General features: G+C 39.7%; 14 protein-coding genes. 5 read left to right on the top strand and 9 right to left on the bottom strand.

The genetic code is table 11. The features are described 5' to 3' along the window. Positions 1-17: 17 nt before the first annotated feature. Positions 18-1,277, bottom strand: a complete 1,260-nt coding sequence (locus tag FZF08_RS27055; protein WP_159476369.1) for an MFS transporter — start codon at positions 1,275-1,277, stop codon at positions 18-20. 162 nt (positions 1,278-1,439) lie between these two features. Here FZF08_RS27055 and FZF08_RS27060 point away from each other — a divergent pair, with 162 nt between their 5' ends. Beyond that, the gene (locus tag FZF08_RS27060) at positions 1,440-1,808 is read left to right on the top strand and encodes an NAD(P)-dependent oxidoreductase (protein WP_159476372.1); all 369 of its coding nucleotides are present in this window, start codon (positions 1,440-1,442) and stop codon (positions 1,806-1,808) included. Between the two features lie 189 nt (positions 1,809-1,997). Further along, positions 1,998-2,780 carry a peptidase E gene (locus FZF08_RS27065; RefSeq protein ID WP_200837178.1) on the top strand — a complete coding sequence of 261 codons (783 nt, stop codon included), beginning with the start codon at positions 1,998-2,000 and terminating at the stop codon, positions 2,778-2,780. Positions 2,781-2,882: 102 nt separating this feature from the next. Here the strand turns inward: FZF08_RS27065 and FZF08_RS27070 are convergent, their stop codons facing one another. From FZF08_RS27070 to FZF08_RS27080, 3 genes are all read right to left on the bottom strand, one after another. After that, entirely contained in the window at positions 2,883-6,116 is a 3,234-nt protein-coding gene (locus FZF08_RS27070; RefSeq protein WP_159476375.1) for a TonB-dependent receptor, read from the bottom strand. Positions 6,117-6,284: 168 nt separating this feature from the next. Beyond that, the gene (locus FZF08_RS27075; RefSeq protein ID WP_159476378.1) at positions 6,285-6,728 is read right to left on the bottom strand and encodes a MarR family winged helix-turn-helix transcriptional regulator; all 444 of its coding nucleotides are present in this window, start codon (positions 6,726-6,728) and stop codon (positions 6,285-6,287) included. A gap of 85 nt (positions 6,729-6,813) precedes the next feature. Continuing rightward, complete coding sequence (locus FZF08_RS27080; protein ID WP_159476381.1) at positions 6,814-7,641, bottom strand: universal stress protein; 828 nt, start codon at positions 7,639-7,641, stop codon at positions 6,814-6,816. A 302-nt stretch (positions 7,642-7,943) separates the two neighbouring features. On the opposite strand from FZF08_RS27080, the gene FZF08_RS27085 reads away from it, so the two are divergent. After that, positions 7,944-9,002 (top strand): TlpA disulfide reductase family protein, encoded by a 1,059-nt coding sequence (locus FZF08_RS27085; RefSeq protein WP_159476384.1) that lies wholly within the window; start codon positions 7,944-7,946, stop codon positions 9,000-9,002. Positions 9,003-9,147: 145 nt separating this feature from the next. Next, the gene (locus FZF08_RS27090; RefSeq protein ID WP_159476387.1) at positions 9,148-9,816 is read left to right on the top strand and encodes an FAD-binding oxidoreductase; all 669 of its coding nucleotides are present in this window, start codon (positions 9,148-9,150) and stop codon (positions 9,814-9,816) included. A 17-nt stretch (positions 9,817-9,833) separates the two neighbouring features. Here FZF08_RS27090 and FZF08_RS27095 read toward each other — a convergent pair whose 3' ends face one another. The 3 genes from FZF08_RS27095 to FZF08_RS27105 form a co-directional block, all read right to left on the bottom strand. Then, positions 9,834-10,763: a DMT family transporter gene (locus tag FZF08_RS27095; protein ID WP_159476390.1), complete on the bottom strand. Its 930-nt coding sequence runs from the start codon at positions 10,761-10,763 to the stop codon at positions 9,834-9,836. 103 nt (positions 10,764-10,866) lie between these two features. Further along, a complete protein-coding gene (locus FZF08_RS27100) occupies positions 10,867-11,436 on the bottom strand; it encodes a Crp/Fnr family transcriptional regulator (RefSeq protein WP_159476393.1) in 570 nt (189 codons plus the stop codon). A 21-nt stretch (positions 11,437-11,457) separates the two neighbouring features. Further along, a complete protein-coding gene (locus FZF08_RS27105; protein WP_159476396.1) occupies positions 11,458-13,176 on the bottom strand; it encodes an arylsulfatase in 1,719 nt (572 codons plus the stop codon). 344 nt (positions 13,177-13,520) lie between these two features. Here FZF08_RS27105 and FZF08_RS27110 point away from each other — a divergent pair, with 344 nt between their 5' ends. Further along, positions 13,521-14,588 carry a dipeptidase gene (locus FZF08_RS27110; protein WP_159476399.1) on the top strand — a complete coding sequence of 356 codons (1,068 nt, stop codon included), beginning with the start codon at positions 13,521-13,523 and terminating at the stop codon, positions 14,586-14,588. A 45-nt stretch (positions 14,589-14,633) separates the two neighbouring features. Here the strand turns inward: FZF08_RS27110 and FZF08_RS27115 are convergent, their stop codons facing one another. Continuing rightward, positions 14,634-15,107, bottom strand: a complete 474-nt coding sequence (locus tag FZF08_RS27115) for a RidA family protein (RefSeq protein WP_310590620.1) — start codon at positions 15,105-15,107, stop codon at positions 14,634-14,636. Positions 15,108-15,180: 73 nt separating this feature from the next. Further along, positions 15,181-16,104, bottom strand: coding sequence for an alpha/beta fold hydrolase (locus FZF08_RS27120; RefSeq protein WP_159476402.1), 924 nt, complete (start codon positions 16,102-16,104; stop codon positions 15,181-15,183). Positions 16,105-16,172: the final 68 nt, after the last annotated feature.

Consider the following 16,172-nt stretch of genomic DNA (forward strand, 5'->3'; position numbering starts at 1 on the left):
CATCGTCAATTCGAAAATCAAGAATTTTCCACCAAAACCTCAAAATTAATCCGCTTTGTAGCATCAATTTTAAGCCAAAGTAATGCGCCAATGACTAAAAGAATGGCAAGAAGCACAACCGGGGCGTGGTAATTGTTGCCAAAAGCAGTCACTAGATATCCGAAGCCAATGGTATTTAAAGTGCTTCCAAAAAGTCCGGCTGTATTCATTGCACCGGTGATGGTTCCCGCATTTTTGCCTCCAATATCCATGGCCGTTGACCAGGATGCCGGAATTGTAAAATCCATTAGCCCAAGTCCTGCGGATAAAAGGATGGTTGCGACAGTATTGTCATTGACAAAAACGGATATCATCATCAATATTCCGGAAAGTCCCAATCCAGTTAGTGCCACAGCCGCGCGGCCCCATCTCGGACCAATCTTTTTGACCAGAAAATCACAAACAAAACCACCGGAAAGACAACCAATTGCGCCTAAAACAAATGAGAAGGACGTTATAAAAGACATTTGCTGATCGTCGAGTCCGCGGCCTTTTTGCAGATAAGTCGGCAGCCAGGCCTGAAAGAAAAACGCTCCGGAAGCATAGCAAAAGTACATGGCCATCAGAAGCTGTAAATTGGTATTTTTAAAAATCGCCCACGAAAATTTATGATTTCCCTGCGGCAGATTTCGCTTGCTGAGAATGTTAGTCAATTCCTGTTCACTGATGCCTTTCATTTCAGAAGGCTCTTCTTTGAACCAGAATTTCCAGAAAATAACCCACAACAAACCCAGAATCCCAAGGAAGAAAAAACTACCGCGCCATCCGAAATGATTTTGAATAGGTATAACCAAAAAAGGAGTCAACGCGCCGCCAACACGGCTGGCCGACCATATCCAGGCTTGTCCGCGTGCTCTTTCAATAGCTGGAAACCATTTGGAAAGTACAATAGAAGAATTAGGATACGCACCGGCTTCTCCAATTCCAAAAAGAAAACGTGTTATCACCAACATCCCGAAACCTGTGGCAAAGCCGGTTAGTACAGTAAAAGCCGACCACCATAATACGACCCGTATCAGTACTTTTTTGGCACCAAGGCGGTCGCCCATTAAACCGGTTGGAATTTCAAATCCGCCATAAGCCAATGCGAAAATACCCAGAATCCAGCCTAGTTGCTCTTTACTAAGTCCCAGATCTGTCATGATTTTGGGACTGGCGACACTAATTGCAATTCGATCCAGAAAAGTAATGACAGAAAGAAGTGAAAGCGCAAAGAGAACCTGGTAACGTTTTTTCATGAATTTACAGGAAGGAGAAATTTAATTTAACAAGACGAAATTTGAGCTATACGCAGCAATTAATTTTTACTATCAAAAGTACAACCTCACGACTTTTACTTGCTATGGTTCCAGATTTAAATAGATTAAACATCAAATAATGTTATACCTGTTTTGATATTAATGATCATCATAATTTTTCTACTTTTGATAAGTGAAAAATCAACAGGAAAGTATCCAGGATTTGGGGCAGGAGAGAGCAAAAATTACCTGAATCTTTTTATGAAACTGGTGATCAGGTTTTTTCTGAAAGATCAGTATCAAGATAAAACGTTGATGGAAAAACTGCTGGCGAAAAGTAGTTTAAAATGGGAAATTATCCGGCCAGGTATGCTGACCAACGGAAAACGGACAGGAAAATATCAGGTTAAAACCAAACTTGATGCGGATATCAAAATTGGAAAAATATCAAGAGAAGATGTGGCAGATTTTTTGCTAAAACAAGCTAAGAATCCAGACTTGCTTTTTAAATATCCCACCTTAGCGAATTAGGATATAAAAGAGTTGGAAAAAGAAAAATATTCTTCAAAATTTTTCGTCAGCTTGGCACTGATGGCTAGGGTATCGTAGTTTGTCGGCTATTGCGATTTGGTTTTATTTTAACTTTATCAATGTATCTTGTTGAGACATTATTATTTTCAAATATTTTACTAAAACGACGACCACTAACTCCTGTTAAAAATGATGAACAGACGAAAATTTGTGCAGCTGGGTGCTGTAACTGCTTTAACGGCAAATAGTGCGTTAGCCCAACCCAATAATGAATTGAAAGAGTTGAAAAAGAAAATTTTTATTACAGGAGGATCGATGGATAGAAAGTTCATCATGTACATTGCCGGACTGACGGGAAAAGAAAATCCAAAGATCTGTTTTTTGCCAACCGCGACCGGCGATTCTCTGGTCACCATTACACGTTGGTACGAATCCTGTGCAGATTTACCGATCCGTCCTTATGTCCAGCATTTATTTATTTCGTCTTATACTCAGAAAGAGTCGTTTGAAACGGTGCTTTTAGGAATGGATGCAATTGTTGTCGGCGGAGGAAATACGCTGAATATGATGGTAATCTGGCAAGCTCAAAAAATTGATGAAGTATTAAAAAAGGCCTGGGAAAAGGGTATTGTTCTCGGCGGTGGAAGTGCCGGTTCTCTTTGCTGGTTTGAACATGGAACAACAGATTCCCGTCCAACGGAATTGACAAAAGTGGAGGGATTAGGATTTATAAAGACCAGTCACTGTCCGCATTATCATGCCGAAGCTCCGCGGAAGCCACTTTACTGGGCCAAAATTAAAAGTGGAGAATACAAAGCCGGATATGCTGTTGATGACAAAGCCGGTATTTATTTTGAAGATAATCAGGTGAAAAAGGTAGTAGCGCTTGATCAGCAAAGCAACGCTTATTTTGTATCTCTTGAAAAAGGAGAGATCAAGGAAGAGTTGCTGCCGAAGGAAATTTTAAAATAATCGTATCAACTTTTAACTTAAAAGGTCTAATACTGAAACCGAAATCTCATAAAAAAACCGCAAGGCTTAAAAGCCCTGCGGTTTTTCTTTTTGTGTCAATTGTTAGAAAGAATATCTCGCACCAATCTGCATCTGGCAACGTGATCCTAGCGGATCAATCGAGTAAGGTGCACCTGGTTTTGTCCATGTAAATGTTGGATCACCCGTTGTTGGGTTTGTCGCGCGTGTCAATCCAATGGAAGCGGTTGAGTTAAATGTATTTGGAGAGAAATAAGAATAACCTAATTTTTTGTCAACCAGATTCAGGAAATTAAGAATGTCATAAGTAACCTGAATTGACTTAGGACCTTTGATCTTAAATTCATGCATGAAACGTAAATCCATTGTATTGTTCCAAGGCGTACGTCCACCGTTTCTTTCTGTAAAGTTTCCTTTCTGGTCTTTCAGGTATGATTTTGAATCAACAAATGCCATGAAATCAGCAGCTTGTGTTCCTGTTGGCAATAGTTTTTGCGCTTCTGCCAAATCTTTTGGAATGTAAGCCAAGCTGTTTGCCTGACCTGTTCCGTCAACCGTTGTATTGACAAAACCCCATGAGAAAGGCGTACCTGACTGGAAAGAATAGAATAAACTTACCGTAGTTGCGTTTTTCGGGTTCCACATTTTGCGGTAGTTCACTGTTCCAACAATGCGGCTGCGAACGTCAAAGTTTGAGTAAGCAAGCTTTGGATTGTTAGGATTCAATGACTGATTCAGCTGCCAGTTGGATTCCATCGAGTTTCTGATACCGTTTGTGATATCATATGATTTTCCGTACGTATAGGCTGCCGAGAAACCAAAACCTGTTGAGAAATTCTTCTGAATTTGTCCTGTCAAACTGTAACGATACCCTTGTTTTGTGTTTGAAAGCATGTATGCATTTGCAAAGTTATTATCGATACGCTGCGCTCCGGCTGATCCGTTTGCTGCAACATAAATCGGCTGCTGATGATCTGTATCGTAGCTGTAATAACGTACCGCATCTTTTGTGTTAACCTGCTGAAATTTAAGGTCCTGGATTACTTTTGTGTACAAAGCTTCCACAGTGAACTTGTAGCCGTCAAGCGTATAATCAACCGCCAGGTTACTTCTAAACATTTGCGGCATTTTGAAATTATTGTCGATTAAGTCAACTTGCGTACGTTTTACGCCTCCGTTTGCCGGGTTGTTGTTGATCAGCACACCACCATTTGGTACCAATGGGTCACCCACAAGTTTGGTTGCTGCCGTTGCATTGTTGTTAAAATCATAAGCGCCATAACCAACACCGTTGTTATAGAATGCATACCCCAACCAGGCAAAAGGAATACGACCTGTAAACAGACCCGTTCCACCACGAAGAATAATGCTCTTATCTCCTTTGATATCAAATTTGAACCCCAAACGAGGAGAAACTTGTACGTTGTTCAGATATTTGTTATTTATCTCTTTCAAAGGCGTGTAAGAATACGTTCCGCCGTAGCCAGGATCCGTAGCCGCTCCTGTTACCAAAGGACTCAAAGTTGGTTTTGTAGGCAATCCTGAATAATCCAGACGAATGCCCGGAGTGATCTTAAAGTTGTCTGTAAGCTGGATATCATCCTGAATATAAGCGCTCAACAAGTTAACTTTGAATTGTGCGTAAGGATTATCAAACTGATTATCAAGGTTGTTGCTTGGATCAGCGAATGGATAAGATCCTCTCACACGGTTTGGCAGTGACTGATTGTTTGGCGTACCAATTCCTAAAAACTGATTCAAATTACTATATGAAATACGGCCATTCGGAGAGTTTACAAATCCGTAGTTGATGTTGTAAAACTCGTTGTGCGTACCGACTGTGAATGTGTTTTTACCTACATAAAAGGTAAAGTTATCAGTCAGTTCAAACGTTTTTTGTTTAAGATTGAAAACCGATGCCTCGCGGTCATTACCCAGGAAAATAGTTCCGCCGTTATATCCGATTTCAACCTGAGGGAATGTTCTTACGTTGGAAAGCGTGTTGCGATAATCATGAATCGATGAATATCCTACGATCAAACTATTGGAAGAATGTCCGCCAAACTGGCTTTTTAATTCAGCAACTGTACTTGTTTGGTTGTTGTGTTGTTTGTAATCAATACTTCCAAAGCGAAAGTTTTGTGAATCACGTTCCAGGTTGGTAGCTTCTGAAAATACAGTATTGTTACGGATCGACAACTGATGTTTGCTGTTGATGTTCCAGTCGATACGGTTGAAGAATTTAGTACTTTTCGAGTTGATAGAATAATTACCAAAAGAACCAGCATCAAGACCATAATTCGTTTTTACATAATCACTGATCTGTTGTGCAACCGCAACATCTTTAATCAAAGAAGAAGCAGTGCCGGCCTGAAACTGAACAGGATCCTGGCGGTTTGTGATTTCTTCATTTGTAAAGAAGAAAAGCTTATCCTTTATCAAAGGAAGACCTACGCGCGCTCCTGTTTGGTATTCGTGGAAAGTACTTGGCAATTTTTCTTTTGCATCAGAAGCTCCGTTCCATTTGGTAACAAGCGATGAATTTCGTCCAAATCCGTATACCGATCCAGTTACTTCATTTGTTCCGCTGCGTGTCACGGCGTTTACCGAACCTCCTAAAAAGTTACCAAGTCTTACATCAAAAGGAGCAACGGCGATCTGAATATCCTGAATCGCATCAAGACTGATCGGGTTGGTACGTGTACTTGATCCCGGTTGTCCGGTCGAACCTGTTGAACCACCCAAAGAAGGGCTGAAACCAATCGCATCATTATTTACCGCGCCGTCCACTGTAACGTTATTATAACGAAAATTGGTACCAGCAAAAGAGTTGTTATTGTTCACCTGAGGAGAAGTTCTCGTCATATCGGTCATGCTGCGGGAAATTGTAGGCAAGCGGCGAATTTGATCCGCATTTATGCCGGATCCCGCACCTTCGCGCTCTCCGCCACGTGAACCTGTCACCGTTACTTCGGTCAATGTCTGGCCTGCATCTTTCAAAACCACATTTAAATTTGTCGTTTCACCAAGTTGCAAAACGATGTCAGTTAAAGTTTCAGTTTGAAATCCGACATAAGTAATCATGATCTGGTAAGGACCGCCAGCATTCATGCTGTTGATGCGGAAACGTCCGTCAACATCTGTAACGGTTGCATATTTAGTTCCGGTTGGCACATAAGTGGCCTGAACCGTTGCTCCAATTAAACTTTCTTTTTTAGAGTCATTAACAAGGCCGCTTATTCCACTGGTTGTGATCTGGGCCTGAGAGATCGTTGCAAATAATAATAAAAATAGCAGGGTAGAAACTGAAAGCTTCATGATTCGTAACTGTTTGATTGTTTTTGTTATACAATACAAAAGTCACAGAAAGAGATAGAATGTATGTTAAGGCAATGTTATGTAACGTGTTTTTAATCCTTTATTAATTTCATAATCGGTCTGTGGTATTTGTGAAACGTATTAAAAAAAGAGAACTTAAAAACGTGATCATATTAGTAAATTAGCCTCCATATTTTTGAGTTGACCTGTGATTTTCTTCATTTCCTGCCTGGGCAGATTTCTCGTCAGAACTTGATAAAAGTCGTTTAATAGAGGTTTCAGCTGCTTTTCATACTCCTTTCCGGATTCGGTCAATGATATGATTTTATTTCGGCGGTCAGCTGGATGTTCGTTTCGAATGATCAGATTTCTTTTGGCCAGATTATCCAGAAGCGAAGTAAGACTTGCTTTGTTTTTTTGAACGTGGTCTGCAATTTCCTGCTGGTTAATTTCCCCTTTTCGCCAAAGCACGGCCAGCACCTGAACCATTTCGTAAGTAAGATCCAGCTTGTCTTCGCGTATACGCCGCTGGACATATTGTTTCATCGCAATCCTGATATTCAGAATTGCATCGATCATAGCCTTGGTTTCTTTTAAAGGATCTTCCGTCATTTTTAAGTACAAATCTGAGTGATTATGAAGAGGTCAATAACTCAGATTCGTAATTTTTTAATTGTTCCGAAATCAGTTTCATCTTTTAGTTTTCCTTGAAAATCAATACCGGAATTTTTGCATTTAAAGTGATCGCTTCGGTAATGTTTTGGTGGGTAAGGTTATAGAAAAAACTGTACCGGCCGGGAAGGGCTACGATAAGCTGAATATCCCTGCTTTCATATGCGAAATCCAGAATTCCTTTTGCAATATTTTTTTCCTGGGCATAATAAACCGTATAGCTGAAATCACCCAGCATTTCCTTGATCTGCGCCTGGTAATTTTCGTCGTCGCCGGTATGTTTATTATCCACATTCAGAATCACAAGTTCAGGATTTGGCAGCATCTGGCGCAAACGATTAAGTCTTGGAAGTTGAGAGATTGCTCCGGCGGCACAGGGTACCAATACTCTTTCCACTTTTTTATATTTACTAGCCGACGGGATGATCAAAACCGGAATTGTACTGATCTGCGCTATTTCGATCAAATAGTCTCCAATCGGACTTTCCTCGTTATTTGCATCACTTCCCAAAATCAGCAGAGTTGGGATTTGGTCTCTGATCATATCATGAACTGCACGCAACATAGGCAGGTCACAAATGGCAACTTCGATTTGCACACCGGGTTTACACTGTTTAAGCAATTGCTGTGCGGTTAAAGTCAGTTGTTCTTCGGTTTCTGTTCTTTCCTGAACAATGTATTCGGCATTAGACTGCCCGTAGCCCGAAGGAATAATATTGGAATAAATGGAAACGTAATGTGTTTTAAGTAAGATAATTTTCTCAATATCAATGTCTTGATTCAGGTCTGCGATAAACTGCAAGGCGTTGGAAGAAGTATTTGAAAAATCGACGGGAATCAGTATCGTTTTCATTTTACTTGAATTTAGGATGTATTTTTTTTGTTTAAATTTTTCTGATTTAAACTTTTCAACACGATTTACAATCGCATTTATAATACTTAAAGTTAAGCATTGAATAGTTAAAATTCAAACTAAATTTGATAAGAAAAATTAATGGTTTTGGTGAATTTTATCTTGTGATATTTCTAAATATAACATGATGCACAAAATGGGGTTAAATTTATTTCAATAGCTATGATTATCTATTTCCCTTTCTCTATTTGCAAGCCAGGATTATTTTTAATAGCTTATATCCTAAACCTCATTCTTAACTAATGAACAAATTAATAGCAGCCGATAAAATTGTATTTTTTATCGCAATGGCCTTGATCGCTTTTAACGCATCTGCGCAGAAGCCAAAATTGACAGGATATATAAAAGGAGTAAATGATAAACCAATTGTTTTTGGGTATTCACAAAAAGGGAAAGATCATATGGATACTGTTTATGCAAAAAATGATCATTTTGTGTATTTCCCTAAACCTACCGACGATGGTATGATTCGACTTACAATTAATCCAGCAAGATCAACACGTTTTTGGTACGAAAGTGGAGATATTGATCTTATTGGTTTCATTGAAAAACCATATGCACTTACTGTAAAGGGCGGAACTGAAAATAATATTTTAACAAACTACAATACGACAATTAATTGGCCATATGTTGACAAGATGCGTACTTTATCCAGATCCGATTTTGAAGCAGCAATAGAAGAAAGACGAAAAGCTACCCTTGATTTTATTGCAAAATATCCAAATGCGCGAACCAGTGCGAATCTGCTAGAGCAGGAAACTCATCATTCTGACAATGATATTAATATTTTCGAAAAATTGTTTGCTTCTTTTTCTCCGTCAGTGAAGAAAAGCTCTGATGGTCAGGAAGTAGAAAAACGAATCAGCATAATTAAAAACCAGCCCGTTGTAGGAAAAAAAGCCATCGATTTTACGCTGGCAGATACATCTGGCAAAAAAGTTACTTTGTCATCTTTTCAAGGAAAATATGTACTTCTTGATTTTTGGGGGCATTGGTGCAGTCCCTGCATAGGCGCTTTTCCTGATTTGGTAAAAATTCATGAGCAGTATGCCGATAAGCTTGTCATGATCGGTGTTGCGGCAGAATATAACGATGACAAAAAACTATGGACTAAGGCTATAAAAAAGGGAAATGCAACATGGATACAGGTTTCAGAACTGGAAGGAGATCGTGGTAAGGTTAATACCAAATACAATATTGTGGAGTTCCCGACTTACTTTTTGCTTGATCCAAATGGTATGGTTGTGAGTCGGGTAAACCATGTGGATGAATTGAAAAAGGTTTTAGAAGTGGTTAAATAACGGATTATTACATTTCAGATTATTAGTATTTTAAAGGTGTAAGTTAGAAATTTTTATTTCATAGCCTTCATGTTTACAACTTATCGACATTTCGTTTAAAGGGCGTATAATCGATTTGTTTTTAAAAAATTTTAATGCAAAAATTATGGCAGATTATCAGGTTAAAGTTCTTGCTGTTAAAGATGTAACCCATAACGTTCACGCTTTTACGATAGAAAAACCGGCAGGTTTTACTTATGCGCCAGGTGAGGCCACGGATCTTTCGATCTTGAAAGAAAACTGGAAAGCAGAAAAGCGCCCTTTTACATTTACTTCATTACCAGAGAGCGAAACGCTTGAATTTACAATAAAATCATACACGGATCATGACGGTGTGACCAACCAGTTGACCCAAATAAAACCTGGTGATAATTTTGAAATCAGTGATGCCTGGGGAGCAATATCATATCAGGGCGAAGGAGTATTTCTGGCAGGTGGTGCCGGAATCACTCCTTTCATAGCCATTTTCCGACATTTGTATTCGCAAAATAAAGTTGGTAGCAACCGTTTATTTTTCTCCAATAAAACCGTTTCCGATATTATTTTGAAGGAAGAATTTGAAGAAATATTGGGTGAGCAATTCTTTAACCTTATTTCATCTGAACAAGCGGAAGGATTTTATCAAGGTCGAATTGATAAGAAATTTCTTCAAACGCATATCCGCGATTTCTCGCAACCGTTTTACGTATGCGGTCCGGATGCTTTTACTTCGTCGATTTTATCAGCTCTGGAAGAACTTGGCGCAAAAGCTGAATCTCTTGTATTTGAAAAATAACTTATTTTTTGAAATCATCAGAGTTTTTGAGAATCTACCAGTTTTGCATTATGGATTTGGGGTTCATAAAAAGTTTTCAAATTGATAACGATTACTGACCCAAGTATTAACGCTACCCCTGTCCATTGTACCAGGGAAACGGCCTCTCCAAGAATCACATGCGCCGAGAAAATGGAGATAGGAATTTCTACCGCCGCTATTATCCCACCGAGTGCCATGCCAGTCATCGGCATTCCTTTGGTAAACAATAAAGGCGGTAAAATGGTACCAAAAAGTGCAAGTACGACACCCCATTTTAGAAAAGGAAGCCAGTTAAAATATTGCAGTATATCTGTATTCCAGAATAACAGGACTATCATCATTCCGCCGGCAATCAGGTATTTGCTCCTTGTATGACTATCAAGATTTGAAGCAACATGATTGGAAGCGTGCATGGAAATGGTGTAACAACAGGCGGCCAAAAGTCCTAGAATAATTCCTTTCCAGTTTAAATCTACACTCTGGCTGAAAATATTTGTCGCCAGTACTGTTCCTGAAACGATAAGTATAGCACCCAGGATTTTCGACAAACTGACCGGAGTTTTTTGCCAGAATGCTTCCCAGACAATACTCATCCAGATTGTTTGCATTAGTAAAATAATACCAACCGACACAGGAATGTAGCGTATCGACAAATAATAAAAACAACTGGTCATACCCAGGGAAGTGCCAAAAAGTAATAATTTCAATTTGCCTTTTTTGTCATTATTATTAGTCTTGGTCGCACTGCCACCTTTTATTTTGGAATAACAAATCAAGAAAAGCAACCCGATTAAAAACTGTGCAAAAATCAATAGACTGGTATGGACTCCCTGATTATTTGCGAATTTGACGATTGTGGCCAGTATTCCATAACTTGCTGCACCCAATGCAATTAATGCGGCACCTTCAATTTTTTTAATATTCATAACTTAATGTAAACGAGAAACTGATAAAGTGAAATTCGAGCAACAAAGTTCAACTTCTCTTTGACAGGGAACATTTACATATGTTGAGACTTAGAAGAAATCATTACACCGATTTTCTTATTCGGCTGAGTTGGGTAGGGGTTATGCCCAGAAAAGAAGCGATTTGGTGTAATTTCAACCGGCTTTCAATTTGTAGATATTCCTCGCGAAATTTTCGATATCGTGCTGCTGCCGTTTCGTATTTGAGACTGATTTCCAGATGCTCTTTTTTGACAACCCAGTTTTTCTCAAGATAGGCAATGTGGAAAAAAGCAAGTTCAGGATACTTGTGCATCAAACAGCGATACTCCATATTGTTGTAAGTCAAAACAGTGCTGTCTTCCAGTGCACAGATATTAAAAAGGCTCGGGGTATTTTCTATTAGGGCAGATGTGGAAGCGATCAGGGAATTTTCGGCAAAAAACTTTTTGATGATAATATCTCCGTTTTCTGAAGTGAGGTAATAGGAGAAAAGTCCCTTGGAAACAAAGGCATAGGAAACTGGAATTTCCCCAGCCCGAAGCAAAAATTCATTTTTCTGAATAAAACGGGTCTTTAAAAGACCAGCAATTTCATTTCTACATGCTTCGGACAAGGTATAATACTGCTCAATTTCCTGAAAAAATTCTTCCATGATTTAGAATGTACAGTCGGATTATTTAGCACTAGCCTGACTGGGTTTGGGAAATACCTGATGGGTTTTCGCCCAGCTGTTCCAAAGACTGTCAAGCTGATGCACCTTGGATGGATTACTGGCGGCCAAATCAATGGTTTCCGTTTTGTCCTTACTTAAATCATATAAATGCCAGCTCGAATCTCTTGGAAATGACACCAGTTTCCAGTTTTCGCTGCGAATATATCTGGCTCCAAAATGTTCATTGAAAAGCTGTATGTGTCCTTTTTCATTTTTATTTTGAAAAGAACCTGCCATACTTTCACCGGAAGATGGGGTGATCTTTTTACCGTTAAAACTTGAAGGATATTCTGTGCCAGCCAGTTCGCAGAACGTAAGCATAAAATCCATAACATGACCGGTGAAATCACTAAATCCTCCTTTTTTAATCGTAATACCTTTTGGCCAGAATACAATCAGTGGCGTGTGTATTCCGCCTTCAAAAGATTGCTCTTTCCAGTAGCGGTAAGGTGTATTGGCAACGTGAGCCCAACGTGGACCAATGGATGAATAGGTAGTTTGAGGGCCCGGAGCTGCCTGTTTTTTTGTAGCATAAACAATTGTTTTACCATCCCGCGTCTGACTTGGGCGGTCGAAACCCGGGCCGTAATTCGCACAGTTTTCAGCACTGGCACCATTGTCGGACAAGAATAATATAAGGGTATTGTCCAGTTGTCCGGTTTGTTTCAAGGCATTGATAATTCGACCGATGCCCTGATCCATGTTGTCAATCATGGCGGCGTGCACGGCCATTGCGGTAGCGTCCCAATCTTTATCCGGATTGTTTTCCCATTTTGGTTCGTCGATAGGATCAATCGGAAGTTTTGTTGTTGCCGGATCAATCAGGCCTAGTTTGATCATTTTTTTGTACCGTTTTTCCCGAATTACATCCCAGCCAACTTTGTAGGTTTCTTTATATTTCGCAATATCTTTTGGCTTTGCCATCAGCGGCCAGTGCGGTGCATTTTGTGCTACATAAATAAAAAATGGTTTGTCGCCTTTTGCATATTCTTTGATATAAGAAACCGTGGTGTCATTAATAGCATCCGTATGGTAATAATCCTTTGGAACCGATTTCACAGGCTCCGTACAATTGACCAGACTGAAAGGATCGAAAAAATCAATCACACCCCAAATCGTGCCAAAGAATTTCTCAAAACCTTTGGCAGTAGGGTATTGCTCAACCGGAGAAAATGGCCCGAAATCTTTTTGGTGGTTAAGCCAGTCCAGCTGCTCCTTTGGATCTTTTTGAGAAAACGTATTGGAAACATGCCATTTGCCGGACATGGCCGTGTGGTAACCTGCTGATTTTAGTACTTCGGCTATTGTTACCGCGTTATCGGTAATGTGCCCCTGATAACCAGGCGTATCTTCGGCCTCAGTCATTTTCCCAATTCCGGCCTGCTGATTATACAAACCTGTAAGCAAAGAAGCGCGGGTAGGGCAGCACCGGGAAGTATTGTAAAACTGCCGGTATCGAATTCCATTTTGCGCAAGAAAATCAAGATTGGGCGTCTGGATTTCTCCGCCGTAACATCCTGCATCTGAAAATCCCATGTCATCCGCCATGATGACGATAATATTGGGGCGTTTAGCTGGAGTTTTACTATTTATATTTTCCGTTTTGCTCTTCCAGGAGAGCAGTGCGGTGATAGCAATCGTAAAAAAAAGGACGCCGGAAAAGATCTTTATTTTGTTCATTGCAACAGGGGAGATTGTTTTTAGCAGCTAATCTACCGGCTAAGTTATATCAATCATCATGCGCTTTTTAGAAATCAGAGAAATTATTTTGGAAATCAATTTGGTGTAAAAGAATTGAAATGTAGCCTCAACAGCATTATATATGTTTATATTCTGATAAGTTTTTGTCTGATTTCAACTATTCCATCAGGTGCTTAAATTTTGAAAAACTTTCACTGAAAGTAGCATCGGATTTTTTGAAAAATAGTGAAATCCTGTTTATATTGAAGCTGACGTCTTTCATGGAATCTGTCTGACTATCAGAGCTTCCTGTTTTTGATCATCTTTAATAAACCCTAATTTTAATGGAAAGTAATCAAGTGAACCGCAGAGATTTTCTGCAAAAAGCAAGCGGTTTTCTTGCCGCCGCACCGTTTTTCAACAGCCTTGATTTTTCCGTAGATGATAAGCCATATCTGACATTTGATTTTCACGCCCATCCGGGTCTATTTTTTGCCAAAGAAACGAAAATGTATCCAGGCGACGGGATGTTGAAAAAAACGCTGGGTGATATCAAAGAAGGTAAATTGACAGGTGCTTTTTTTGCTTTGGTTGCTGATGCAAAGGTTATTGAAATCGGGCCGACGGGTGTAAAGCCTTCACGCTCTTATGAACCCAATGAGGCCTGGGCGGAATATAACCGTCAGATTAGAATACTTAAAGATCTGATATCAGCCAATGATTTAATTTTTGCTACAAAAGCTTCCAATCTCAATGATGCTCTGAAAAGTAAAAAAACAGCTGCTTTTATTTCGGTTGAAGGTGGGGATTTTCTGGAAGGAAATGCATCACATCTGTATCAAATGTATGCTGATGGCGTCCGTTCCCTGCAACTTGTTCATTACCATACCAACGAACTGGGCGATCTTCAAACTGAGCAAGCGATGCATAACGGTCTTTCGGCGGCGGGTAAGGACGTTGTCAAAAAAATGAATAAGCTAAAAATGCTGATCGATCTGGCGCATGCGACCGAGGCGACTACCAAAGCGGTTTGTGATATCACAGATGCGCCCATCATTATTTCTCATTCCATTTTGCAAACTGCAGATAATCGTCCGATGGCCAAACGTGCCATTACCGTGGAGCACGCCAAGCTTGTGGCGCGTACCGGAGGTGTAATTGGCGCCTGGCCATCGGGTTTCAATACCAGTTTTGACGAATTTCTTGACAATACATTAAGGCTGATCGATGCCGTCGGAATTGACCACGTGGGTTTGGGGACGGATATGGACGGAAATTTCAAACCCGTATTTTCAGCTTACACCCAGGTTCCTGAATGGATACAAGGTTTAAAATCAAAAGGATTAAAAGACGACGAAGTACGTAAAGTGGTTGGTGGAAATGCAAAAAGAGTACTCAGTAAAGTACTCTGAAATCAATTTTCGACCTCTACTACCATTTCAATTTCAACAGGAATATTAAAAGGAAGAGAATTCATGCCCACAGCCGAACGGGCATGTTTTCCTTTTTCTCCAAAAACAGCAACCATCAAATCCGTTGATGACTTTTGGATGATCTGTAAAGTTTTCGCCGCAATTGACCATGCCCAGAACTTTGACAATACGTTTCACTTTGTTAAGGTCACCGATTTCGTCTTTCAATGAAGAGAGAAGGCTCAATCCTGTTAATTTGGCGGCGTCATATCCTTGTTCAACAGTCATATCTTTGCCCACTTTTCCAGCGAGTAACTTCCCATCCATGGATGCAGGCCCCTGACCGGATAGGAAAACAAGATTTCCCGATCGCACCGCTTTCACATAGTTGGCAATCGGTTTCTGATTTAGAGGAAGTTGCAAACCAAGTTCTTTGAGTTTCTTTTCAACATCCGGCTGCTGTGCAAAGGCCACGGAAGCACTGGTAATCAACAGGCAAAGGAGAATTAGGGTTTTCATATTTTCTTTTTATTCAAAATAAAGAGGATTCTGCTCATGTGATTACCAGAGCTGTTTTTTTGAAAGCAAATGTTTATTTAATCCAATTTTCTACCGAAGATAGAAACACCGCCTGCTGGTCAATAAATAGCGTATGAGAACTGTTGTCAATATATTTGAGATGATCCTTGCCAATTATTTTTCTCAACTCAGCCATTTGTTCTTCGCAAAAAATTCCGTCCTGCCGGCCATAAATTGCAAATACCGGAATCTTTTGACTACTTATTTTTTTTAGACTGCCACTTACATCAAGATTTTTCAGTGGTTCATTTTTCCAGAATGTGGGAACTGACTGCTCATTTTTTACATATTTTGTAATTAATGGATCCGTTGCATATCCGGCATATATTTCTTTTGCCTCCGGATTTGGATTTTTTAGTTTGAAATAACCGTTTAATGTAGCATGTTTAAAGCAGGCTGTCCGGTATTCAAGTGAATTTTTGTCCATTTTTTCAATAAGTGCAAGATCCTGAAGATTGGCATTATCTCCATTTTTCTCATAAATGGCTTTTGTAGTTCTCAGTATCGTATTGTAGGATTCCTGCTGGGAAACGAGCGCACTCACCAGCACGACTGATTTGACTTTTTTCGGATATTTCTCTGCAAATTGGGCGGTTACCAAACCACCAAAACTAAATCCGATCAAAGTAGCTTTTGTCAATCCATATTTGCTGTAAAGGTCATTTAGATCTTCAAAATATTCATTAAAATTCATTTTAGCATTTTCATCTTTTGAACGGCCTTCGCCGCGTCTGTCGTAAATGATGACATAAAATCCTTTGTCGGCAAGTTTCTGCGCCGTTGTCGCTTCAAAATAGACGGAGCTGTTTCCGGGGCCGCCGTGAAGGAAAATAACTGGTTTGTTTTTGATGCTGCCAAAGGTTTTTGAATAAATTGTCTGACCGTTTGCAATCGAAATTGTTAAAAATAAAAACAGAAGCGTACTAATTTTTTTCATTAAACTGATTTGTGTTTTTAGCGTAAATTAAATTAAAAATGCTTCATTTTCGGTCTGCAATCTTTAAA

The sequence above is a fragment of the Dyadobacter sp. 3J3 genome (assembly GCF_009801115.1).
In the GTDB taxonomy this organism is placed as follows: Bacteria; Bacteroidota; Bacteroidia; order Cytophagales; family Spirosomataceae; genus Dyadobacter.